This window comes from Streptomyces sp. NPDC059788 (assembly GCF_042732265.1).
Lineage (GTDB): Bacteria > Actinomycetota > Actinomycetes > Streptomycetales > Streptomycetaceae > Streptomyces.
In genome coordinates, this window is record NZ_JBHWHY010000027.1 from 38,788 (window position 1) to 62,072 (window position 23,285).

Annotated in this window: 18 protein-coding genes; 12 read left to right on the forward strand and 6 right to left on the reverse strand. The window is 72.4% G+C overall.

Annotation, left to right across the window (positions count from 1 at the left end):
* Positions 1-108: 108 nt before the first annotated feature.
* The 4 genes from ACFV57_RS23660 to ACFV57_RS23675 all read left to right on the forward strand — a co-directional run bounded on the left by ACFV57_RS23660 (position 109) and on the right by ACFV57_RS23675 (position 4,321).
* A complete protein-coding gene (locus ACFV57_RS23660; RefSeq protein WP_385235626.1) occupies positions 109-657 on the forward strand; it encodes a hypothetical protein in 549 nt (182 codons plus the stop codon).
* 88 nt (positions 658-745) lie between these two features.
* Positions 746-1,753, forward strand: coding sequence for a hypothetical protein (locus ACFV57_RS23665; RefSeq protein WP_385235629.1), 1,008 nt, complete (start codon positions 746-748; stop codon positions 1,751-1,753).
* A gap of 75 nt (positions 1,754-1,828) precedes the next feature.
* On the forward strand, positions 1,829-3,205 hold the full coding sequence (locus tag ACFV57_RS23670; RefSeq protein ID WP_385235632.1) for a hypothetical protein: 1,377 nt from the start codon (positions 1,829-1,831) through the stop codon (positions 3,203-3,205).
* A 126-nt stretch (positions 3,206-3,331) separates the two neighbouring features.
* The gene (locus ACFV57_RS23675; protein WP_385235635.1) at positions 3,332-4,321 is read left to right on the forward strand and encodes an alpha/beta fold hydrolase; all 990 of its coding nucleotides are present in this window, start codon (positions 3,332-3,334) and stop codon (positions 4,319-4,321) included.
* A gap of 47 nt (positions 4,322-4,368) precedes the next feature.
* Here ACFV57_RS23675 and ACFV57_RS23680 read toward each other — a convergent pair whose 3' ends face one another.
* Positions 4,369-5,865: an amino acid permease gene (locus ACFV57_RS23680; protein WP_385235638.1), complete on the reverse strand. Its 1,497-nt coding sequence runs from the start codon at positions 5,863-5,865 to the stop codon at positions 4,369-4,371.
* Between the two features lie 516 nt (positions 5,866-6,381).
* Between ACFV57_RS23680 and ACFV57_RS23685 the strand changes: the two genes are divergently transcribed.
* The 6 genes from ACFV57_RS23685 (at position 6,382) to ACFV57_RS23710 (ending at position 14,058) form a co-directional block, all read left to right on the forward strand.
* Positions 6,382-8,112: an ABC-F family ATP-binding cassette domain-containing protein gene (locus tag ACFV57_RS23685; RefSeq protein ID WP_385235912.1), complete on the forward strand. Its 1,731-nt coding sequence runs from the start codon at positions 6,382-6,384 to the stop codon at positions 8,110-8,112.
* A gap of 363 nt (positions 8,113-8,475) precedes the next feature.
* Positions 8,476-8,715, forward strand: coding sequence for a lactococcin 972 family bacteriocin (locus ACFV57_RS23690; RefSeq protein WP_385235641.1), 240 nt, complete (start codon positions 8,476-8,478; stop codon positions 8,713-8,715).
* A gap of 70 nt (positions 8,716-8,785) precedes the next feature.
* Entirely contained in the window at positions 8,786-9,418 is a 633-nt protein-coding gene (locus tag ACFV57_RS23695; RefSeq protein ID WP_385235644.1) for a hypothetical protein, read from the forward strand.
* 482 nt (positions 9,419-9,900) lie between these two features.
* Complete coding sequence (locus tag ACFV57_RS23700; RefSeq protein ID WP_385235647.1) at positions 9,901-11,043, forward strand: Vms1/Ankzf1 family peptidyl-tRNA hydrolase; 1,143 nt, start codon at positions 9,901-9,903, stop codon at positions 11,041-11,043.
* Positions 11,044-11,605: 562 nt separating this feature from the next.
* Complete coding sequence (locus tag ACFV57_RS23705; RefSeq protein WP_385235650.1) at positions 11,606-12,844, forward strand: amidohydrolase; 1,239 nt, start codon at positions 11,606-11,608, stop codon at positions 12,842-12,844.
* Positions 12,845-13,323: 479 nt separating this feature from the next.
* Entirely contained in the window at positions 13,324-14,058 is a 735-nt protein-coding gene (locus tag ACFV57_RS23710; RefSeq protein WP_385235653.1) for an ANTAR domain-containing protein, read from the forward strand.
* 50 nt (positions 14,059-14,108) lie between these two features.
* Here ACFV57_RS23710 and ACFV57_RS23715 read toward each other — a convergent pair whose 3' ends face one another.
* On the reverse strand, positions 14,109-16,208 hold the full coding sequence (locus ACFV57_RS23715; protein WP_385235656.1) for a catalase: 2,100 nt from the start codon (positions 16,206-16,208) through the stop codon (positions 14,109-14,111).
* A gap of 445 nt (positions 16,209-16,653) precedes the next feature.
* Between ACFV57_RS23715 and ACFV57_RS23720 the strand changes: the two genes are divergently transcribed.
* Positions 16,654-17,403, forward strand: coding sequence for a SigB/SigF/SigG family RNA polymerase sigma factor (locus tag ACFV57_RS23720; protein WP_385235914.1), 750 nt, complete (start codon positions 16,654-16,656; stop codon positions 17,401-17,403).
* A 51-nt stretch (positions 17,404-17,454) separates the two neighbouring features.
* On the forward strand, positions 17,455-18,288 hold the full coding sequence (locus tag ACFV57_RS23725) for a VOC family protein (RefSeq protein WP_385235659.1): 834 nt from the start codon (positions 17,455-17,457) through the stop codon (positions 18,286-18,288).
* Between the two features lie 15 nt (positions 18,289-18,303).
* Here the strand turns inward: ACFV57_RS23725 and ACFV57_RS23730 are convergent, their stop codons facing one another.
* The 4 genes from ACFV57_RS23730 to ACFV57_RS23745 form a co-directional block, all read right to left on the reverse strand.
* Positions 18,304-19,062, reverse strand: coding sequence for a class I SAM-dependent methyltransferase (locus tag ACFV57_RS23730; protein WP_385235662.1), 759 nt, complete (start codon positions 19,060-19,062; stop codon positions 18,304-18,306).
* A 98-nt stretch (positions 19,063-19,160) separates the two neighbouring features.
* Entirely contained in the window at positions 19,161-20,372 is a 1,212-nt protein-coding gene (locus tag ACFV57_RS23735) for an aminotransferase class V-fold PLP-dependent enzyme (protein WP_385235665.1), read from the reverse strand.
* A 6-nt stretch (positions 20,373-20,378) separates the two neighbouring features.
* The gene (locus ACFV57_RS23740) at positions 20,379-21,725 is read right to left on the reverse strand and encodes a pyridoxal-phosphate dependent enzyme (protein WP_385235668.1); all 1,347 of its coding nucleotides are present in this window, start codon (positions 21,723-21,725) and stop codon (positions 20,379-20,381) included.
* On the reverse strand, positions 21,722-23,218 hold the full coding sequence (locus ACFV57_RS23745; protein ID WP_385235671.1) for a Y4yA family PLP-dependent enzyme: 1,497 nt from the start codon (positions 23,216-23,218) through the stop codon (positions 21,722-21,724). Before ACFV57_RS23745 ends, ACFV57_RS23740 begins: the two co-directional genes overlap by 4 nt.
* Positions 23,219-23,285 lie beyond the last annotated feature (67 nt).

The following is a 23,285-nucleotide window of genomic DNA, read 5'->3' on the forward strand; positions in this document are numbered from 1 at the left end:
CCCGGACCCGGGCCGGTCTTCCTTTGGCCAGGGCTGGTGCGGCCCGGTGACCCGCCGTCGGGCCGCTGCTAGCCTCGCAGCAGCGGTCGCGGGGGACGGGGGTCCTGGATGAGGTCCGCAGCAGCGAAAGCCGGTCGTGCCACCGCGACGGTGGTACTGGTCCTCCTCGCCACCACCACGGCCTGCGGCCGGTCGGCAGGGCCCGGTCCCGGCGGTGTTCCGTCCGGCGCGGGATCGGGCGGCGCCGCGTCGTCCGCGACGGGGAGCGGCGCGGCGGACGACGGCGCAGCAGACACCGGCGGTCCGGGCACCGGCGGAACGGACGCCGGGGGCGGCTCGCACGGCGCGGGGAGTGGCCCCGCCTCGTACAGCCAGGGCGGCGATCCGGTGCGGCAGGTACCGGCACCGCCGGCGGACACCGGCGACGCGGAGACGACCGGCGTCGGCAGCACGCCCAGCGGCGATAACCAGTCGCCCATGCCCTCGTGCACCAACTCCTCGGGCGAGACGGTCAGCTGCTGGACCGAGGACTCCTCCCCGCCGACAGTCGACGGTTCGCCCAGCCCTTCGCCTACGGACACACACCCCGAGCAGTCCGGGGAGCGCGGGCAGTCCGACCGGCCCGGCCCCAGCCCGGCCGCCTCCAGCGGGTCCTGACCCGGCCATGGGAACCCCGCCGGCCGCATCGGGCGGTCCTCCTGCCGTACCGGGTGAACCTCCTGCCGTACGGGGTGAACCTCCTGCCGTGCCGGATGGTCCTCCTGCCGTACCGGGTGAACCTTCCGCCGTACCGGATGGCCCTTCTGCCGTACCGGGTGCTGCGGCCGTCGCTGCTGCCCGCGCCCGCGCCCGGCGCAGGCGGCTCCGCCGGGCTGTCCCGCCGCCACGCGCGTCCGGCCCCGGCACGCCGCCACAGTCCGACCAGCGGTTCGAGTTCGCCAACACCGTCCTGGGCGCCGGATCGCTCGTCGGCGGCCTGATGTTCTACGCGGGCGTCATGCACAGCAGCGCCTACTACGCCTACTTCCACATCCGTGCGTCGGTCCTCGGCTTCGGCTTCCCGCAGATGATCATCTACAGCCTGCGGCTGGTGACCCTGCCCGTCCTGGTCTGCCTCGCCCTCCTGGCCCTGGCCCCGCGCCTGCCGGAACTCCTCGTATCGCTCCGCGTCCCGAGCCGCGTCACGCTCCGGGTGCGACGGGCCGGCCGGGCCGTCGCCCGGCAGCACGCGCTGTTCGTGGCCGCGGGCGTCGCCCTGATGCTGCTGTGGCAGCGCATCCAGCCGTACGGATGGGCGGCGCCCCTGCTGGTGGCCACCGGCCTCGTACTGGGCCAGAGCGGCCCGGCGAACCCCGTCCGTCCCGCACGCGGCCTGTGGCGCCGAGGCCTTCCGGTCGCCGCGGCGGCGCTGTTCCTGGTCTGGGTCGTCGCCCTCGTCGCGGGCCAGCTCGGCACCAAGGACGCCCGTGCGGCCGCGGCCCATCTGGTCCGCCGCTCCGCCGTCGTCGTCCTGAGCACCGAACGCCTCAGCCTCACCGGCCCCGGCCTGGTGACCGAGACGTTGCCGGGGATGCACTACCGCTACCGCTACACGGGGCTGCGCCTGATCCTGGAACGCGACCGCCGCTACTACACCCTCCCCGTCGGCTGGCACGCCCGTACCGACCCCACCTATGTGATCGAGGACGACGACACGATCCTCGTCCAGATCATGCCGGGCACCCAGCCGCGCGACGAGGCCGGCGCGCAGTGAGAGGAACCGGTGTATACCTGCGCGGATTTTGGTCCAGCGTGCAACCATCCGGCATCCGCGCCGGTCTGGCCTCGTATGAACGGATCGATAGCGGGATCGCGGTCGCAGCGCGTGGCGGGGGCCGGGGCGGCCGTGGTACTGGTGATGCTGGCCGTGACGGTCGGGATCGGCGGCAAGACGCAGGTGGTCGCGGCCGGCGGCGCGGCACCCGCCACGGAGGCGCAGCTGACGATCACCCGGGCGATGAGCACGTACTACCTCCCCCCGCCCCACCCCGCCGGCTCCGACAGCTCGACGGACGAGTTCACCATCACCCTGGAGGTGCCGGAGCCGCAGACCGTCAAGAACGTCAAGGTCGCCATCGACCTTGACGTTCTTGACGGCCGGGTGAGCGTCACCTCGCTGAACAAGGCGCGGGGGTGCGTCCTCGCGGACCGGATCGTGACCTGCGCGCTGGGGAGCATCGAAAGGTCCACGACCTTCATCCCGTTCACCCTGAAGCCGCGGGCGGATGCCGCGCGGGGCCCGGCCGGGACCATGAACACCACCGTGACCAGCGCCAACGCGCCCACCGTCCGGCACACCACCCGGGTGATCGTCGGCGCGCCCGTCCTCACCGCGCGCGAGGCCCCGGAACGGACCGGGGTCGAGCCCGGCTCCGGGCTACGGCTGACGCCCGCCTTCGGCAACCGCGGGGACACCGACATCGACGAGGGCCTGACCGTGCTCGTCGAGGCCGACCAGGCGACGCTGCGGCCCCTCCACGACAACTGCCGGTACGACAAGGCCGTCGCGCCCACCCGGGCGCAGTGCGACTTCCCCGGCCCGCTGCCGGCCGGCACGGCGTACGAGACCGACGTGCCGCTCCGGGCGGTGGCCGACGCCACGGCGATGCACGGCCGCATCTCCTACACGGTCTACCGGGCCCACGACACGCTCGGCTTCCCCCTGCTGCCCGCCTCGGCCCCGCGTGGCACCGGAGCGCCGCTCGGCCTGCGGCCCGTCGACGGCAGCGGCGACGACTTCACCCCGTCGTGGCCGACGGCCGACAGGGCCTACGGCAAGCTGGACTTCGCGACGACGCAGATCCGCGACGTCCAGGCCATCGGGTTCACCATCAAGGGCAAGGTGGGCCAGGTCGTCGAGGTCCAGGTGCCGTACGCGAGGAACTCCGACGCGCGCGAGACGCTGGTGACCCTGCCCGCCGGCATCAGCCTCGCCGAGGTGACGGCCGGCGATCACTCAAGCGAAATGATCTACTGCGGGCGGCGTGCGACGGCGGACGGCCCGGTCAGGTGCTCGGGCCCCGGGACGGCAGGCACCTGGCTGCGGGTCCGCATCGACGAGCGGGTCGACGGCAGCCGGGGATCGGTGTACGCCGCCTCCGACCCGAAAGCCGATCCGGACCAGGAGAACAACACGGCACCGGTGACGGTCGAGTACACCGACTGAGCCGGACGCCACGGGCGGCCCGGCCGGGCAAGGACGTTTCCCCGCGCGGCCGTTGGCCGTACCGTGCGGTGCGGGGCGCGAGGACCGCCCGTACGGTACGCCCGGCAGACGACCGCAGGAGGACATGTGACCAGCGCAGTCGAGCACAGCTTCGTCGAGGTGAACGGCGTCCGGCTGCACATCGCCGAACAGGGGCGGGGGCCGCTGGTCCTGCTCCTGCACGGCTTCCCGGAATGCTGGTACTCCTGGCGGCACCAGTTCGCGCCGCTGGCCGCGGCCGGATACCGGGTCGTGGCGCCCGACCAGCGCGGCTACGCGCGAAGCGAGCAGCCCGCCGACATCGCCTCGTACACCCTGCTCCACCTGACCGGCGACGTGATCGCCCTGATCCGGGCGCTGGGGGAGGAACAGGCGGTCGTCGTCGGCCACGACTGGGGCGCCCCGGTGGCCTGGACGACGGCGCTGCTGCGCCCCGACGTGGTGCGGGGCGTCGCCGGGCTGAGCGTGCCGCCGGCCCCGCGCACTCCGGTGGCGCCGCTCGCCCGGCTGCGCGAGCTGCTCGGCGACGGTTTCTACCAGATCTACTTCCAGGAGCCGGGCGTCGCCGACGCCGAGCTGGCCCAGAACCTCACCACCACGTTCCGCGCCATGCTGGCCAACGGCTCCGGGGACAGCGCGTTCACCGACCCGCCCCGCCCGTGGATCATCCCCGAGGGCGCCAAGCTGCTGGACACGATGCCGGACCCGGCGGACCTGCCCGGCTGGCTGAGCCAGGAGGACATCGACACCTACGTCGGCGAGTTCTCCCGGCACGGCGCCCGCGCCTTCACCGGGGGCCTGAACTGGTACCGCAACATCGACCGCAGCTGGGAGCTGCTCGCACCGTTCGAGGGCCGCGGCATCGACGTGCCCGCGCTGTACCTGGCGGGCGACCGCGACCTGGTCCGGGCCTTCCCGGGCGCGGCCGAACTGCTGGCCGCCCTGGAGCGGGCGATGCCGAACCTGCGCCTGGCCCCGGCCCTGCCCGGCTGCGGCCACTGGACGCAGCAGGAGCGGCCGGACGAGGTCAACTCCGCGCTGCTGGAGTTCCTGGCGGAGCTGCCCGCGGCGAAGTGAGGAGACCGGGCGGACGGGCGCGGGACCCCCGTCCGCCCGGCGGACCGCTACACCGAGGCGTCGGCCTGTTCCGCCGCGTCCGGCGCGCCTTCGCGGAGCTTGCTGTGCCGCCGGCCGTAGCCGAAGTACAGCGCGAGGCCCACCGCGAGCCAGACCAGGAAACCGACCCAGGTGATCAGCTGCAGGTTGAGCATCAGATACAGGCAGCACAGCAGCGAGACCAGCGGAATGAACGGCACCCACGGGGTACGGAAGGCGCGCGGCAGGTCCGGGGCCGTGCGCCGCAGGATCAGCACGCTGGCGGAGACCGCGGCGAAGGCGAACAGCGTGCCGATGTTGACCATTTCGGCGAGCAGGTCGAACTTCAGGAAGGCCGCCAGCGCCGCCATGATCAGGGCGAGCACCACGAGGTTGGCCTTGGGGGTGCCGTGCCGCGGGTCCACCTTGCACAGCGCCTTCGGCAGGAGCCCGTCACGGGCCATCGCGAAGATCACGCGGCTCTGCGACCGGAAGCAGATCAGGCTCACCGCGGCCAGGCCGACCACCGCGCCGAGGCTGATGACGGTGGCGAAGAAGGGGTGGCCCTTCGCGGTGAAGGCGTCGGCGAGCGGCGCCTCGACCGACAGTTGCGAATAGTGCTGCATTCCGGTGACCACCAGGCACACCGCCACATAGAGCACGGTGACGATGACCAGTGAGGCGATGATGCCGATGGGCAGATCGCGCTGCGGCCGGCGGGTCTCCTCGGCGGAGGTCGCCACCATGTCGAAGCCGATGTAGGCGAAGAAGACCATCGCGGCGGCACTGAGAATTCCCGCGACGCCGAATGCGGTGGGGGTGATGCCGGTCAAAAGCTGCAACACCGGTGCCTGCAGACCGGACACCTCGGCGGTGTGCTGGGCCTCGGGCACGAAGGGGCTGTAATTCGCGGTGTCGATGAAGAAGAGCCCCGCGACGATGACCAGCAGCACAATGGCCAGCTTGACGCCGACGAGCACATTGGTGACGCCTTTGGACAGCTTTCCGCCGACGACGAGCACCGCGCCCAGGACCAGGACGAGAAGCGCCGCGGGCAGGTTCACCACGGCGTTGTCGCCCCCGCTCAGCGCGGCGGGCAGATGCAGTCCGAGGCTGTTCAGCATCGACTGCAGATAGCCGGACCAGCCGACCGCCACCACCGCGGTGGCCAGCGTCAGTTCCAGGCTCAGCGCCCATCCGATGATCCAGGCCGGGAGTTCGCCCAGTGCCGTGTACGAGTAGGAGTACGCGGAGCCCGCGACCGGCACCGACGAGGCGAATTCGGCGTAGCACAGCGCCGCGCAGGCGCAGACCGCGGCGGCGACGACGAAGGACAGCGCGACGGCGGGCCCGGCCATGTTCCGGGCCACCGTGCCGGTGAGGACGAAGATTCCGGTGCCGAGAATGACACCGACCCCGAGGACGGTCAGATCGAGCGCGGAAAGGTCCCGGCGAAGTTGTTGTTCGCCCTCTCCGCGAGCCTCCTTGACGGCTCGCTCCAAAGGCTTTTTGCGCAGCAGACTCACGGTGGATATTCCGAACTCTCTCAAGGGTACGGGAACGGTCGTACGCGTTCCCGGTCGGAGTGTCCGTCAGGCGTCCGCGTCCTCGCAACGTAACGCTCCCGCGTCTCAAATGCTGGGATCGGTGTCGGGTCGCGGCGCATTTTTGAATCGGCCCGCACCACGGCCGGGCGCCACGGTCCGGCGTGGGCCTGTCGCGGTGGCCGGAAGAATTCCGTTCGCGCGCCGCGTCCGTCGGCTACAGTGGAACACATGGCTTCCTGGTACTACTTCACCTGAGACCGGGCGTGACCGCGGCCGGCTGACCTTCGGCCGCCGCGCCGCACGACCGACAGCGCCGCCCGCCCGCGCAGGACGATCCGCCGGGCCGCCGCGCCCGCCGCGTGCGCTCACCCTCCCGCAGCCGCGTTCACCGCCGTGCTGCCCCGGCCTCATCGGAATCCGGCCCCCGTGCGCGTCAGGCACGGCGTGGCCACGAGTACCCAGGGAATTCCCGTGCGCCCTCGCGCCCAATTGACCATGAAGGACGTCTCCCTCGCCTACGGCGACCGCACCGTGCTGGAGCAGGTGTCGCTGACCGTGCGCCCCGGCGCCAGGACCGGCGTCATCGGGGAGAACGGCTCCGGCAAGTCCACGCTGCTCCGGCTGCTGGCCGGGGCCGAGAAACCGGACACGGGCGAGATCACCGCGTCCTTCCCCGGCGGCACCGGACACCTCGGCCAGACCTCCGTCCTCGACCCGCGCGGCACCGTCCAGGACGCCGTCGACGCCGCCCTCGCCGACCTGCGCGACCTCGAAGCCCGGATGCGCGCGGCGGAAGCCGGCCTGGCCACCGCCACACCGGACGAACTCGACGCGTACGGCGAGCTGTTGACCACGTACGAGGAGCGCGGCGGCTACCAGGCGGACGCCCGTGTGGCCGCCGCCCTGCACGGCCTCGGCCTGGCCCACCTCACCCGCGACCGGGTGCTCGGCTCGCTCTCCGGCGGCGAGCAGTCACGGCTGGCACTGGCCTGCGTGCTCGCCGCCGCCCCCGAACTGCTCCTGCTGGACGAGCCCACGAACCACCTCGACCAGCAGGCCACCGAATGGCTGGAGGTCCACCTGAAGGCCCACCGCGGCACGGTGGTCGTCGTCACCCACGACCGCGTGCTGCTCGAAGCGGTCACCTCGGACATCCTCGAAGTCGACCGCGACCTGCGGACCGTCGCACGCTACGGCGACGGCTGGCAGGGCTACCGTACGGCGAAGGCCGCGGCCCGCCGCCGCTGGGCGCAGGACCACGAGGAGTGGCTGGCGGACGTCGCCCGGACCGCCGGACTGGCGGAGTCGGCCGGCCGGCGGCTGGCCGGCACCGGCAAGGACCCCCACGAGGGCTTCGGCAAGCACCGCCGCTCGCACGAGGCGAAGCTCTCCGGCCAGGTCAGAGCCGCCAGACAGCGCCTGGACCGGCTCCGCCGCCACCCGGTGCCACCACCTCCGGTGCCGCTCCGCTTCTCCGCGGAACTGAGCACGTACGCGGAACCGGGCACGTACACCGAACCGGCCACGTACGCCGAACCGGGCACGGATGCGGAGCGGAGCCCGGACTCGGCACCGAGCCCGGACGCGGAGCGGGGCACGCACCCGGCACGGAACACGCCCCCGGCGCGGAACACCGCCGAACTGACCGACATCACCGTCGGCGAACGCCTGCGCCTCACCGGCCTGACCATCGCGGCGGGGGACCGCCTGCTGGTGACCGGCCCCAACGGCGCGGGCAAGACGACCCTGCTGCGCGTCCTGGCCGGCGACCTGCGCCCCGACACGGGCACGGTGCGCCGTCCGGCCCGAACCGGATACCTGGCGCAGGAACTGTCCGCCGCGCCGCCCCGCAAGTCCCTGCTGGCCGCCTTCGCCGCCGGTCTCCCCGGGCCGCCCGAGGAGCACACGCGTGAGCTGCTGGCCCTCGGCCTGTTCCGGGAGGAGGACCTGGCGGTGCCCGTGGCGGCCCTCTCCGTGGGCCAGCGGCGGCGCCTGGAGCTGGCGCGCCTGGTGACGCGGCCCGCCGACCTGCTCGTCCTGGACGAGCCGACCAACCATGTCTCCCTCGCCCTGGTCGAGGAACTGGAGGAGGCGCTGTCCGCCTACCGCGGCGCGGTGGTCGTGGTCTCGCACGACCGCCGCTTCCGCAGCGGCTTCCAGGGACGGGAGCTGGAGCTCGACGGCGGCCGGGCGGTGGGGGAGGGGAGCGCGGCAGCTGGAATGTGAAAATCCCATCAGGTCGGTAAGACAGGTGGGGACGTTTTTCGGGCAGCTCCCGGTAGCGGCCGTTGACTCCCACCGCTCTCTCCTCGAAAGTCTTTGCGAAACCTCCGCAGGAGGGGTTGAGGAGGGGGTCCCGTGAGGTTATCCAGTAGATCATTGGCTCTCTGCTTCGCGAGCTCGGCGCTCACCGTAGGGAGCCTTGCCACGCCGGCCTCCGCAAACGTTCCTCGGAATGCGACCGGTGCCGGCCAGGTCACCACTCATCAGCGTGGTGACGGCGCCGAGCCGCCCGCAGAGCTGGGCAACCCCTCTGAATGGGGTGTGGTGAAGATCGAGAGGGGCGTTTCGGCACGGTCCGGCAGGCCGTTGTCGAACGCTTGCGTTTCCGCCGGCGGCGGCAAGTGGTGTTACGGCTGGTACGCGGCCGATTCGGACGGCAAGTACTGCTACTCGAACTATTTGCATGGGAGTAAGTGGCACTCGTCCTCGGTGAAGATCGCCGGCATCTCGCGCTCCAGCGGTTCGGTGCGGCCCGGCAGCCCCTCCAACGCCAACCGTACGGCGGGCTACGCCTACACCTGCTACACCTACTACAGCATCGATTAGAATCCGGCCCCCCTCTGGCTTGATCACGGAACAGGGAAGAGAAATCACATACTTTCCGCGCACTCGCGTTGTGCCGTTCGCCGCGTCTCTCGGGGCGGGTCTGTTGCTCGGCTTGGCGGGCCCTGTTGCCGGAAAATGGAACAATCCTGCTTGTGTCGCCCTGGGGGTTGTATTCACCGGTGGGTGGTCATGGGTCTGCTATGCGTTCCTGGTGGGGTATTTTCGTCGATCCAAAATTGAATCGGCGCTGCTGTCGTCTTTGGGTCTGGCTTTCGGCGTGGTCGCATACTATCTGTTCAAGGACCTGAGCCCCGCCGTCCCGGTCGGACTGGAATCCGGCACTTCGGGGGAGAACCTGTCCACCAGGATTCTCGTATGGGGCATAGCGGCCTTCGCCCTCGGGGCGCCTGTGGGGCTCCTGGGCAACCTGGCTCGGGTGCCGGGTATCGGCGGCCTCCCCTTCCGGCTGATCATTCCGCTCGTGGCTATTTTCGAGACCTCCATGCGGCTGACGACGGAAGGGGATGGCCAAGGTGCGGTTGTCGGAGTGACGTGGAATGTGACGCGGTTCGTCGCAGGCGCTGTTGCGTTGGTCCTCGTAGGTCACACGATCTGGAGCTGGTGGCACGCTCGGCGTATGCGTTCCTCGAAAGCGGACGAGCACGGCGCCGGAGGAGGCATTCGCGCGACGCCACCGGTGTGAAGGCCACGGGCTTGATGGGGTCGGACCCCGTGGCGTTACGCGTCTTCATGGACCAGGGGCAGGAAGCGGCGGGGCAAACGGCGTTCCAGGTGCGTCCCGTGCTCCGAGGGTCGAGAGTGGAGAAGGAGCCCGCGAGGAACGGCGGCGGGCCGGGCATGTGAGAAGGACGTACCGAGAAGGGCGTACGAGGAGAGCCCGTGAGAAAGGTGCCGGGGTACCGCTCCGGTACTGGTGAGGCATGGCGGCGCCGGGGACGGGCATGCGTGCCGGCAGGCCCGGCGGCGGTTCGCGGTCGTGGGAACGCCGTGGGGACGGGGCACGGCACACGAGAACCGTGAGTCCCACACACCACACAAGAATCGTCCGCCCACGTTGAAACCGCCGAAAACCGGGCACCCGCACCACCGTCAAGACATCACCGTCAAGGCTGTCACGACTGTCAGTCGGTGACCCGTACCCGCGAATCCTGAGGAGGCAGCGCCATGCACCTTTCGCTCCTTCAACCGATCATCGACCGGCCGGGCCCCTGGGCATCCGTGTACGCCGAGGTACCGCACAGCACCGAGGACGCGGCCAAGCAGCGCGAGCTGTCGGCGGACGCGGCGGCCAGACAGCTCGCGGAGCAAGGGGCGGACCGGGCCACCTGCGACGCCGTACGGGAGGCACTGGCCGGCCTCCGCGCCGACGGGGAAGCGACGCCCCCGGGCGGGCGGGCGGTCTTCGCCACGGACGGCGAGGTCGTCCTGGACGCCCCGCTCGCCGGACGTCCCGCCAGATCCTTCTCGACCTGGTCGCCGCTGCCCAGGATCACCCCGTGGGCCGAGGCCACGGCGGACGACGCCGGGTGCCTCGTCGTGTACGTGGACCGGGAGGGAGCCGACTTCGCGCTGCACAGCGACCAGGGCGCCCTGGACGCCGGGACGGTCGAGGGCCTGGACTGGCCGATCCACCGCACGGCTACGGCCGACTGGTCCGAACGGCACTTCCAGACCGCGGTCGAGAACACCTGGGAACAGAACGCCGGTGACATCGCCGAGGCCGCGCAGCGGGTCTTCGAGAGCTGCGGCGCCAAGGTCATGCTCCTGGCGGGCGACCCCCGCGAGCGCCGCTCGGTCCACGACAAGCTGCCCGAGAAGCTGCGCACGGTGGCCTACGAGACCGATCACGGCGGCCGGGCCCGCGGCTCGGAGAGCGCCGGACTGGACCGCGACATCGCCCACGTGCGCGCCGCCTACGAACGGGACCACGTCGCGGATGTCCTCGACCGCTTCCGGGCGGGCGCCGGAGTGGGCGGCACGGACCCCGCGTACGCCGCGACCGGCGTACCGGCCCTCGTCGAGGCGGCGCGCGAACACCGTATCGACACCCTGATCATCACCCCCGGCGGCGCCGACGCGGGCCGCGAGATCTGGGTGGGCCCCGGCGCGGACCAGCTGGCGGTGCGCAACTCCGAACTCCAGTACCTGGGCGAGACGAACCCGTCCGCGGCCCGCGCGGACGACGCCCTGCTCCGCTCCGCCGCCGCGAACGGAGCCGAGGCCGTGGTCGTCCGCGACCCCGTCGAGGCCCCGGCCGGCGGCCTCGGCGCGGTCCTCCGCTGGAGCACGCCGACCCAGCACGAGTAGGTCCGGCACGAGTAGGTCCGGCAGCGTGGAGACCGGTGCGCGGGCGGGCCTCGCCCGGGCACCGGTCCCTTTCCCGCATGGGGCAGCCGGCTACGGGACGGACGCCCGCCCCGGAACGACCCCGCTCGTCCGCCGCCACATGAGTCGGTCTCCGGCCGGTTCCGCGTGACGGGCTCCTTCCGCCGGGGCCGGCCGTCAGGTCCGGGGCCGCCCCGGCAGACAGGGCCGAGCTGGTCAGGCGGAGCCGTAAGGACCGGCTGAAGGCGCCTTGACCGGCTTGCTGTCGGCCTTGGTACAGACCGTCACGTCAACTCGACCTTCCTTTCGCTCATCCTCCTGTGGCCCACGTCCGCAGGCTAGGAGAGGGCGCACCGGCCGGACAGGGCGCACGTTCCGCGCCCGGTCGCGGAAATCGGGCGCACACCGGGCGGTGCGGCGCGTCCGCCCCACGAGGCGCGCCGCGCCCCGGCCGGAGCGAACCGGTCACGGCGCCGCGCCTGTTCCGCCGGTCGGCGTGCGCACCCTGGGCCTCGCGGAGGCCGCCGCGTTACGGTCCAGGACCGTGGACCCGGCCGTCGGCACCGCGCCCGGCCGCGCACGCACCGACGAGGAGGCCGCCTTGGCCCGTACCGCCCCCGCCCCCGACGCCGTGATCCGCACCCGGCTCGACGCCGTACGCGGCCGACTGCTGCTGCTCGCCCGTGACCTGCACGCGCACCCGGAGACGGCCTTCGCCGAACACCACGCGGCGGACGCCCTGACCCGGCTGCTGGCGGACGCGGGCTTCGCGGTGGAACGCGGTACGGCCGGGCTGGCGACCGCCTTCACCGCGACCGCGGGCCCGGCCGACGCGGACCTGACCGTGGGGCTGTGCCTGGAGTACGACGCGCTGCCGGACCTCGGCCACGCCTGCGGGCACAACCTGATCGCCGCCGCCGGGGCCGGCGCCGCCATCGCCCTGGCGGCGGCCGCCGATGACCTCCGGGTGCGGGTGAAGGCCCTGGGCACGCCCGCGGAGGAGGGCGGCGGCGGAAAGATCCTCATGCTGGACGCGGGCGCCTTCGACGACGTGTCGTGCGCGATGATGGTGCACCCCGGCCCCGCGGACGACTTCGGCGGCACCTCCCGGGCCTCACAAGGCGTGGCGGCGGAATACCGGGGCCGCGCCGCGCACGCGGCCGTCGCGCCGCACGACGGCGTCAACGCCGCCGACGCGTGTGTGGTCGCGCAGACCGCGCTGGCCCTGCTGCGCCAGCAACTGCCCGACGGCGTACGGATGCACGGCATCGTCACGCACGGCGGCGACCGCACCAACATCATCCCCGCGCGGTCCCGGATGAGCTGGCAGCTGCGCGCCGACACCCTGGACGAACTGGAGGCGCTGTGGCCGCGCGTCCGGGCCTGCTTCGAGGCGGGCGCCGTGGCCACCGGCTGCGAGCTGACGCTGACCGAACCGGCCGCCGCCTACGCCGACCTGCGGCAGGACGCCTGGCTCGGCGACACCTACGCCCGGCACGTAAGGGCGCTGGGCCGCGCCCCGGAGCCCGCCGTCTCCCTCGGGGCCTCCACCGACATGGGCAACATCAGCCAGGTCCTGCCCGCCATCCATCCCACCATCGGCCTGGCGTGCCGGGCCCGGCCCCACACAACCGAGTTCGCCGGGATGACCACCGGCGAGCAGGCCGACCGGGCGGTGGCGGACGCCGCGCTCGCGCTGGCCCTGACGGCCGCGGACCTGGCCGCCGACCCGGACCAGCGGGCCCGGGTCACGGCGGCGCACCGGGCCCGCGCCGGCCGCTGACGAAAACCTCGGCGTCGTTCGTCGTCCGGTTCGCCCCTCGGGTGACCGGCCGCGTTCTGCTGCTCCCCCAGGTTCGTGGAGAACGTGTCCCCCTCCTTGCCGACCCGCTCGTCCCCGTCCTCGTCGTCCGTGACGTCGAGGACGGCGTCCTCGAACTCTGCGGTGATCATGCCCGGGGCGGTGGGCCGCCCCCTGGGAGCCGTCGGCCGTACGGTGGCGCGCCCGGCGCGGATGTCCCTGTTCGCGCCGCCCACGGCAGGCTACGGTGACAGTACGCACCGTGAGGCCGCCCAAGGCCGCGTGGAACCGGCCGACGGAGCCTCGGACAGGCCGGCCGGACGGAGCCGGGACGGATCCGCGCCTGTCAGCGGGCGCCACATCGGCCTCCTGGAGGCCGGCCGTTCTCCCACCGCCGGGCGCACGCCCAGACCCCGCGCCCCTCGTCGCGGTGGCGGGAGCCCGTCGAAAGGCGGCTTCCGATGCCTGCCACCGCGCGCGAAGTACGGGTCGCCGAGGCGGTGCGCGACCTGGTCCACCGCGACCTGGAATTCGATCCGCCGGAACTGCTGCATGACCTGACCGCGCGGACGCTCGCCCTGCTGCCCGTCTCCGGCGCGGCCGTCACCGTCCTCGACGAGCTGGGCCGGGTGGAGTACGCCATCGCCTCCGACGAGCGCTGCCACCGGCTGGAAGCGGTTCAGAGCGAGCTGGACGAGGGGCCCGGCGTGGACGCCTCCCGCACCCGCACCATCCAGACCGCCACCGCGCTGTCCGGTCCCGGCTCCCTGCGCTGGCCGCGCTTCACCCACCACGCCCGCCGCGCCGGCATCACCGCGGTCGCCGCCGTACCGATGCGCGCGCCCGGCTTCACCGTCGGCGCGCTCACCCTGCTGGGCACCACGGCGCCACCGCCGGCCGTGCGCGAGCTGCGCATCGCCCAGGCCATGGCCGACGCCGCCGCCACCTGCTTCGGCCACCGGCAGCACCTCCAGGGCCAGGCCCTCCTGATCGAACAGCTGCAGACCGCGCTGGACAGCCGCCTGGTGATCGAACAGGCCAAGGGCGTGCTGTCCGAGCGCCTGCGGATCACCATGGACGAGGCCTTCGAGCGGATGCGCAGGCACGCCCGCGCCCGGCAGCGCAAACTCACCGACCTGGCCAAGGACGTCGCCAGGGGGGCCGTCCCCGCCGACCTCGACCTCCCCATGAGCTGAGGGGCCGGGCCGAGCCGAAACGGCCCGGCCCCGCCCCGTGGGCCGGTGGCTCAGCTCGGCAGCGCCGGGCGGTTCCAGTGCCGGTGCGCGGCGACCGCGTCGGTGAACGCGCCGGTGAAGTCCTGGGCCGTCGCGCCGCCCGGCAGCCGGTCCGTGACGATGCCCGCCTCGGAGACCGTCGCGTCGCCTTCCGCGGCCGTACGCAGCTCGTCCGGCAGGAGACCGGCCAGCTTGGCCACGCTCGCGCCCAGGGCGCCGATCGGCTTGCCGTGGCGGTAGGCGCCGCGGACGAACCGCAGGGCCGCGTCGTCGGCCGCCGCGTTGCCGGAGTCCAGGCCGCCCGGCGGCAGCAGCACCGCGTCGTAGAGCACCGAGGCGACCGTGGGCAGCGCCCGGTCGACGGCGAGGGTGCTGCCGTCCTTGTCCTGGACGGTGCCGTCCTGCGGGGCGAGCAGTTCCACGGTCGCGCCGCGCTCGGTCAGCGCGTCGCGCACCGCGATCGTCACGGCGGCGTCCACGCCGTCGGACACCAGCACGGCGATCTGCCGGGTGCTGATCGAGCCGTCCCCGCGGTTGTTCTCGAAGCTCAGCGCGGGGGAGGGGGTCGGCTGCGGCGTGTTCGGGCGCTCCTGCGGCGTGGGGACGCCGACGCCCTCGGCGACCGCGACGGCCAGCGCGTGGTCCACGTACGAGAGCTGCTCGACCGTACGGGCCCGGACCTCCTTGGCGCCCACCTTGCCCAGCTCGAAGCGGAAGGCGTCGACGATGTGCCGCTGCTCCCAGCCGGCCATGCTGTGCCAGAACATCGCCGTCTGGGTGTAGTGGTCGTCGAAGCTGGGGCTGCGGCGGCGGATCTTACGGCCGTCCACGCGCTCGGTGTAGTGCCGGAACGCCGGGTCTTCCGGGTCGGCCAGGGCGGGACAGCCGCCGCCGAGCGAGTTCGGGAAGTAGCTGGTGCCCCGGTGGATCTCGCCCTGGTGGTAGCCGTCGCGCTGGTTGTTGCGGACCGGGGCGACCGGCCGGTTCACCGGGATCTGCGCGAAGTTCGGACCGCCGAGCCGGATCAGCTGGGTGTCCAGGTAGGAGAAGTTGCGGGCCTGGAGCAGCGGGTCGTTGGTGAAGTCGATGCCGGGCACGACGTTGGCCGTGTGGAAGGCGATCTGCTCGGTCTCGGCGAAGAAGTTGTCGGGGTTGCGGTCGAGCACCATCCGGCCGATGGGCTGCACCGGGACCTGCTCCTCCGGGATGATCTTGGTGGCGTCCAGCAGGTCGAAGTCGAACTCGTGCTCCTCGGACTCCGGCACCAGCTGCACGCCCAGCTCCCACTCGGGGTACGCGCCGGCCTCGATGGTGTCCCACAGGTCCCGGCGGTTGAAGTCCGGGTCCCGCCCCTGGGCCTCCTGCGCCTCGTCCCACACCAGGGAGTGCACGCCCAGCTTCGGCTTCCAGTGGAATTTCACGAAGGTGCCTTGACCCCGCGCGTTGACGAACCGGAAGGTGTGCACGCCGAAGCCCTGCATCATCCGGTAGCTGCGCGGGATGGCCCGGTCGGACATCAGCCACATGATCGTGTGCAGGGTTTCCGGCTGGAGCGAGACGAAGTCCCACAGCGTGTCGTGCGCCGAGGCGCCCGTCGGGATCTCGTTGTGCGGTTCCGGTTTCACCGCGTGCACGAAGTCGGGGAACTTGATGCCGTCCTGGATGAAGAAGACCGGGAAATTGTTCCCCACCAGGTCGTAATTGCCCTCCGAGGTGTAGAACTTCGTCGCGAAACCCCGCACGTCCCGTACGGTGTCGGCGGAGCCGCGCGGGCCCTGCACGGTGGAGAACCGGACGAACACCGGAGTCCGTACGGACGGGTCCTGGAGGAAGGCCGCCCGGGTGAATTCCGCGCACGACTGGTACGGCTGGAAATAGCCGTACGCGCCCGCCCCGCGCGCATGCACCACCCGCTCCGGGATGCGCTCGTGGTCGAAGCGGGTGATTTTCTCCCGGAAGTGGAAGTCCTCCATCAGCGTGGGGCCGCGTTCGCCGGCCTGGAGGGAATCATCGGTGTGGTCGACCGGTACGCCCTGGTCGGTCGTCATCGGCCCCGAGGCCGGATCTTCGGCGCGGCAGCTGTCACGCTGTTCTTGCTTCGGGTCGGCCATGGAATTCCCTCGCTCCTTGTCTGCCCTGCTCCGCGCGCGTACGGGCACCCGCACGGCGATTGCGCGCGCCGCGGCCCGCGGCCGTCGCGACGGCACTTCGCCGGGCTGGGTAACCGGCCGGCCGGACAGCCAAACATGCGTTTCGAGGCGGGCCGGACACGGGGCGCGACGATGCGTGACGGCTCCGCAGGCGGGCCGGTGCCGATCGTCCTATGCTCGGTCATGCAGACGTCGGGCGTGTGCCGCGTGCCTGGTCGGACCTGGTGTGCGGACAGTCGAGGGCTGTCCGCCCGGTGTGCCTCCGCCGTCTCGGTGACGACGCCCAGACCCCGCGTCCGTTGGGAGAGTGGATCCCGTGAGCACAGCCGCCACGGCTTCGTCACGCCGCCGACGAGCCTTTCCGGACACGCCGGACGCGACGGAGACGAACGCCGTTTTCACACGCCTGGCAGAACTGCCCGAGGGCCCGGAGAAAATGCGGCTGCGGGACGAACTGACACGTGCCTGGCTGCCCATGGCCGTACGCCTCGCCCTGCGTTTCAGGGACCGCGGCGAAAGCATGGACGACCTGAAGCAGGTGGCCGCCCTGGGCTTGGTCAAGGCCATCGGCGGGTACCGGCCGGAGCGTGGCAGCGCATTCGAGAGCTACGCGATCCCCACCATCGTCGGCGAGGTCAAGCGGCATTTCCGGGACTGCACCTGGGGCGTGCACGTACCGCGTCGCGTCCAGGAACTCCGCAATACCGTCCGGCTCGCCGTGCGCGAACTGTCCGCGGCCTCCGAAAGCCGCTTCCCGACGGTCGCGGAGATCGCCGAGCGCACCCGGCTCTCCGCCGACGACGTCATTCTCGGCCTGGAAGCCATCGAGAGCTACAGAACTCTTTCGCTGGACGCCGAGCGGCCGGGCGCCGACGACGAGTTCGCGCTCCGCGACAGCATCGGTTTCACCGAGACGCAGTACGAGCTGGTCCTCGCCAGGGAAACGGTGCGGGACGGTCTGCGCGGTCTGCCGGAGCGCGAGCGCCGCATCCTCTACATGCGTTTCTTCTGCGATATGACGCAAAGCCGAATCGGCGAGGAACTGGGACTGTCCCAGATGCATGTGTGCCGCCTCATCAAGCGGACCTGCGCACGCATTCGCGAGCAGGCCGACGGCCCCGGCCCCGAGGCGCCCGCCAGTTCGGTCGCGGCATGAGCCGGTGAAATGACATGCGGTCCTGCCTTTCCTGGTAGGACCGCAGTAGCAGTGCTGGACACAATGGTGGAGAAGGGCCGGCTGTACATGGGCGACTGCCAGATGACGTTCGTTCCCGGGGTGCCGTCGTGGGCCACCCTCCTGACGGGGGACCTCGACGTCGCGACGCGTTTCTACGGACCGCTGCTGGGCTGGCGGTTCGAGCCCGGCCCGGACCGGTGGGGCCCGTACGTACGGGCGATGGCCGGGGACACCGCGGTGGCGGGGCTGAGCGCCGCCGCCCGCCACACCGAACTGCCCAACTCCTGGACGACGTACTTCGGTACCCGCAACGCCGACGCCGCGGCGAACGGGGTCCGCGAACGCGGCGGCACGGTCGCCATCGGCCCGCTGGAATTCGACGCGGGCCGGCTGGCGCTGGCCGCCGACCCCGCCGGGGCGCGCTTCGGCCTGTGGGAGTGCCGCGAGAGCACGCCGCGGACGAACCGGCAGCCGGTCGGTACGGGCGCGCCGACCTGGGTGGAACTGCGCACGCGGGACGCGTTCGACGCCGCGCGCTTCTACGGCGACCTCTTCGACTGGTACAGCGAGGAGACCGGCGGCCCCTTCGACCCGCGCTGGGAGAACGAGCGGGTGGTGCTCAGCGTCGGCGGGCGGGACGCCGTCGGACTCTACGGCGGCGCGATCGAGGCCGCCGCCGATCCGCAGGTGCGGCCGCGCTGGAACATCCACTTCCAGGTACCGAGCGTCGAGGAGGCCACCGAGACCGCGAAGAGGCTCGGCGGCCAGGTGGAGTCCAGGGCCGAACGCACCTCGCAGGGCCCGGTGGCCGAACTGCGCGACCCGGAGGGGACCCTCTTCCACATCATCGGCGCCACCCCCTGACCCCGCCCGCCGCGGTCACCGCACCGCGACCAGCACCGCGTCCTGACCGAACTGCCAGACCGGCGCCGCGTGCCGGAAGCCGGCCCGGCGCAGCAGCCGTACGTGGTGGGACACGGGCAGGCCGTTGTGCACGCAGTGCGGGATGTGGCGTGCCCGGCGAGCGGTGAACGGGTCGGCCAGCTCCGGGTCGGCGGCGGCAGCGGCCCACCAGGACGCCCAGTCCTCGTGGCCGGCCGGCCGCTGCCGTTCGGCGCGCCGCCGCCCGACCTGCGCGGCGACCTCCGCCACCCGGTCCCCGTCCGGGCCGGGGAACCGGTCGCTGTTGACGAGGACACCGCCGGGCCGGATCAGGCGGGCGAGGTCCTCGTACGTCCGGCGCAGCGCGTCCGGCGCGAGGCAGTGCAGCGCCGTCGCCGAGACGGCCGCGTCCGGCGCGCGGTCCAGGCCGAGGGCGCCGGTCCAGCCGGGCCCGCCGACCGGCGCCTCCACGAACCGCACCGCGCCGCCGTGGTGGGCCTCGCCCAGCGCCAGCAGTACGGGGTCCTTGTCCACGGCCACGACGTCCGCGCGGGGCAGCCGCCCGGCGAGCCGCGCGGCCAGCGACCCGGGCCCGCACCCCAGGTCCAGCACCAGCGACCGGTCCTGATGGGCCGTCACCTTCTCGACCGCGTCCGCGACGACCGTGAAGCGTTCCTCACGGTCGATCGCGTACCGCCGCTGCTGCCGTTCCCACCGCCGCACCCACAGCGCGGCGGTCGCCACACTCAGTCCCATCCGGTCGCGCCACCTCAGCCGTCTCGCACCTGTCCGCCGGTGCCCCTCAACCTACAGGTGAAAACGGTTTCCAATGGCGTTCTGTCACTCCAAAGGGGTCACGCACACGCTCCCAGCACGTCCAGCAGCCGGTCGATCTCCTCCGGCGAGTTGTACGCGTGCAGACTCACCCGGACCGAGTGCTGCCGCTCGCCCCCGCTGCCCTGGCACAGGCTGTCGGAACGGACCATGAAGCCGTGGTCGAAGAGCGCGAAGCCCAAGTCGCCCGAGTCGATGCCGCGGTGCCGGAAGGTCACGATGCCCTGCCGCCGCTGGACGTCCGCCCCGGACGCCAGACTGCGCTGGCAGCCCACCACCTCGTACGCGGGCAGGTGGCTCAGCCCCTCGGTCAGACGGGCGGCCAGGGCGCTGGTCCACCGCTCGACGCGGCCGGTGCCCGTGGCGTCCAGCCAGTCGAACGCGGCCCGCAGGCTGCGGATGCCGGTGGTGTTGGGACTGCCGTCCCAGCCGCCGGGCGCGAAGACCGGGCCCCGCGCGTTCCGGGCCCACACGGCACCCGAACCGGGCAGCGCCAGGGCCTTGTGCCCGGAGAAGACGGCGAAGTCCACGTCCAGCTCCGCCAGCGACACCGGGATGTGGCCCACGCTCTGCGCCGCGTCCAGGCAGATCGGCACGTCCGGCCCCACCGCGCGCCGGATGCGGTGCACATTCATGTCGCCGCCGTAGACGTGGTGGACGTGCGTGACCGCCACGAAGCGGGTCCGCGGCCCGGCCAGCGAGGCCAGCGCCGCCGCGTCGTAGTCGCCGGACCCGGCCTGGTACGGCATCGGGCGGACCCGGATGCGCAGGCCCTGCCGGGCGAGCAGGTCCCGTACCTCCAGCCACGGGGCGATGTTCGCCTGGTGATCGGCGAGCGGGACCACGATCTCGTCCCCGTCGGCCAGGTACCCGGCCAGCCAGTCCCGCGCGACCGCCCGCAGCCCCGCCGTCGCCCCGCTGACGAAGTGCACCCCGGACCGCTCCGGATCCGGGTCGCCGAGAAACTCCTTGATCCGCCGCCGGGTCTCCTCGACCAGCGCCGTGGTCCGGTTGGCCCAGGTGTAGGTGCCGCGCCCGGCGTTGGCGTTGCCGGTGAGGAGGTAGTCCTGCACGGCGTCCAGGACGGCCTGCGGTTTCTGGGTCGTCGCGGCGCTGTCCAGATAGGCGAGCCGTGGGGCGCCCGTGATGATCGGGAACTGGGCGCGTACGGCGGTGTGCCAGGCGCGCAGCTCGTCCAGGGCGGCCGTGCCGGGAGCGTCCGTCGTGGTCATCGGCCGTCACTCCCGCACCAACGGAGCGCCCGCGTCGCGCCAGGCGATGATCCCGCCGCGCAGACTGCGGACGTCGGGGTGGCCCATACGCGTGAGCAGCGCCGCGTATTTGGCGGACTGCTCGCCGACCGGGCAGGCCAGCAGCACCGGCCGGCTCTTGCTGAACGGCAGCCCGCCGCGGACCAGTTCACCGAACAGCTCGTCGACGATGTTGACGGAACCGGCGATGTGCAGGGCGGTGTAGGCGAACGGGCTCCGCAGGTCCACGACGAGCGGCTGGTCCTGCCCGAGCCACCGCACGGCGTCCTCGACGCCGATGTCCGGCGCCCGGCGCGCCTCGGCGTCGGAGAGCGTGGCGACGGAGTTCGGCTGGGGCGGCCGGCCCAGCAGCTCGGGGCGCCGCTGGCGTACGTAGCCGAGGTAGTTCTCGATGCGGTCGCACACGATGAAGACGGCGGTCCGGCGCCCGGCCGGGCGGTCCGGCTCCGACCCCGGCGCCGGACCGGTGTCCAGCTCGCGCAGGTGCCGCACGGCGCCGAAGTACGCGGCCCCGCTGGTCGGACCGGCCAGGACGCCGCACCGCCGGGCCAGGGTCAGCATGCCGTCGATCGCCTCGTCGGCGGTGACGGAGGCGATCGTGTCGTACGTCCGCGGATCGAACAGGCCGACCTCCTGCACCTCGTCGAGGGTGCGGATGCCGGGCACGAAGTCCGCCTTGTGCGAGACCAGCCCGACCACCTCCACCGCGGGGTCGTGCTCCCGCAGCACCCGGGCGACCCCGGTGGACGAACCGGCCGTGCCCACACAGGCGATGAACCAGTCCGGCGCCCGGCCGTCCAGATCCTTGACGATCTCCGGACCGGTGCCCTCGACGTGGGCCTGGGTGTTGCGGTCGTTGAAGTACTGGTCCGTGTACAGGTACGCGCTCCCGGGCTCGGTGAGCGTCTGGTGGAAGTGGGTCAGCGGGTCGTCGGTGTTGGTCGGATCGAGACACTCGGTCTGCCCCGGCAGCTCCTCGACCTCCGCACCCAGCAGCAGGAGGAGGTCCTTGACCTCCGGTATGCGCATCCGGTTCGTGACGGACTTGAAGGGCACCCCGTGCATCCCGGCGAGCACGGCCAGGGCCTTCGCGGTGTTGCCGCTGGACAGTTCGATGACGGTGCGGTCCTCGTCGGCGGCGGCGGGCAGCTGCTGCCGCACCATGTTCCACGCCGCCCGGTCCTTGACCGAGCCGAACGGATTGAGCATCTCCAGCTTGGCGTACAGATCGATGGTGCGCAGGCCGTGCACGGACGGATCGATGCGTACGAGCGGGGTGTTGCCGATGGCGTCGGTGATGCGCTCGAACCTCATGCAGGCCCTTTCGTCCGGCGGTTCACGTACGGCCAGTACTGTTCGTCCAGACACCAGTGCCAGGAGGCGTCCGCGCGGTCCGGGTCGTCCGCCGGCCCGTCCTGCCACACGGCGACCTTGCGGGCGACGGGCTGCTGCTGCGCCTCGTCGGCGCTGAAATCCATGCAGTAGCCGGCCGTGTTCGCGAAGGCGAGGAGATCGCCGGGGCGCGGCGCGGCCGGCAAGTGGACCGCGCGCCGGGTGATCATGTCCGCTTCCAGGCAGAGGTTGCCCGCGAGATAGCACGTCACCGGGCCGGCGTCCGGGCCCTGCCCGCGCGCCTCGCGCGGTACGAGGACGGGGTCGACGAGGACGCCGTGCTCCTCCAGCCCGATGTCGTCGGCGTTCGCGTCCAGGCGCACCAGGAGGTGGGCCCGCTCCGTACCGCGCACCTCCAGCACCCGCGCCAGGGTCACCCCGCACTGGTCCACCAGCGCGCGGCCCGGCTCGGTGTGCAGCTCGTACAGGTTCTCCAGCAGCAGGGTGGCCAGCGGGCGGCCCAGCGAGGGGGCGGGGAGGGACAGGAGGGCGTCCAGGTACTGGGCGCCGGCGGTCGGGCGGTGGGCGGGGTACAGGGCCAGCGCGCCGCGCAGGGTGCCGTTCTCGTTGCGCAGGCCGTAGGTGTGCCGTCGCCAGGTCATGGGCGGGCGGGTGCCCAGCGCGGCGTTGGTCAGTTCCGTCGTGTACCGCTGCCACTGCGCGCCGTCGGCGAGGTAGTCCGTACCGAAGCCGCCGCCGATGTCGACGGCGCGCGGCGCGAAGCCCCGTGCCCGGCACGTGTCCAGGGCCTTGACGCAGCCTTCGAGCGCCACCGCCTTCTCGGCCGGGCTGGTGGTGTCGAGGTGGTAGCCGACGCCCGTCAGCTCCACCGCGTCACTGTGCCGTTCCACCGACTTGAGCAGGCCGTCCAGCTCCCCCTCCGCCGTACCGAAGCGGCTCTGCCGGGTCAGCAGTTTGACGCCGGGGGTGCAGAAGCCGGAGAGGCGCAGCAGGATGCGGACGCGGGGGAGACCGTAATCCCGGACCAGGGTGGCGAGTTCGTCCAGCTCCACCGGGCTGTCGATGTTCACGGTGGTGCCCGAACGGGCCGCCAGCCACAGGAACTGCGGGTTCTTCGGCCCGGTCGCCATGATCCGGTCCGGCACGAAGCCGGAGCCCAGGACGTGCTGGAGTTCGCCGAGGGAGGCGACGTCCACGGCGGCTTCGGTGGCGGCGAGCCGCCGCACCAGGGCGCTGGAGCGGTTCGCCTTGTGCGCGAAGAAGATGCCGCCGCTGAGGTGGTGCCGCCGGTAGACGGCCCGGAAGGCGTCCAGATTCTCGGCGATCCGGTCCGGTAACACCAGGTTCAGCGGCGACCCGAGCCCGCCGGCGAGCGTATGGAGAAACGTCCTTGCGCGCAGCAGGGACGCCAGCCGGGACTCCAACCGCGGTTCGAGGTACAAGGGAACGTCCATACGGAATACTTCCCCCGGTACGGACCGAAGGCCACCTCATCCGCGGAAACGGCCGTCACGGGCCGGC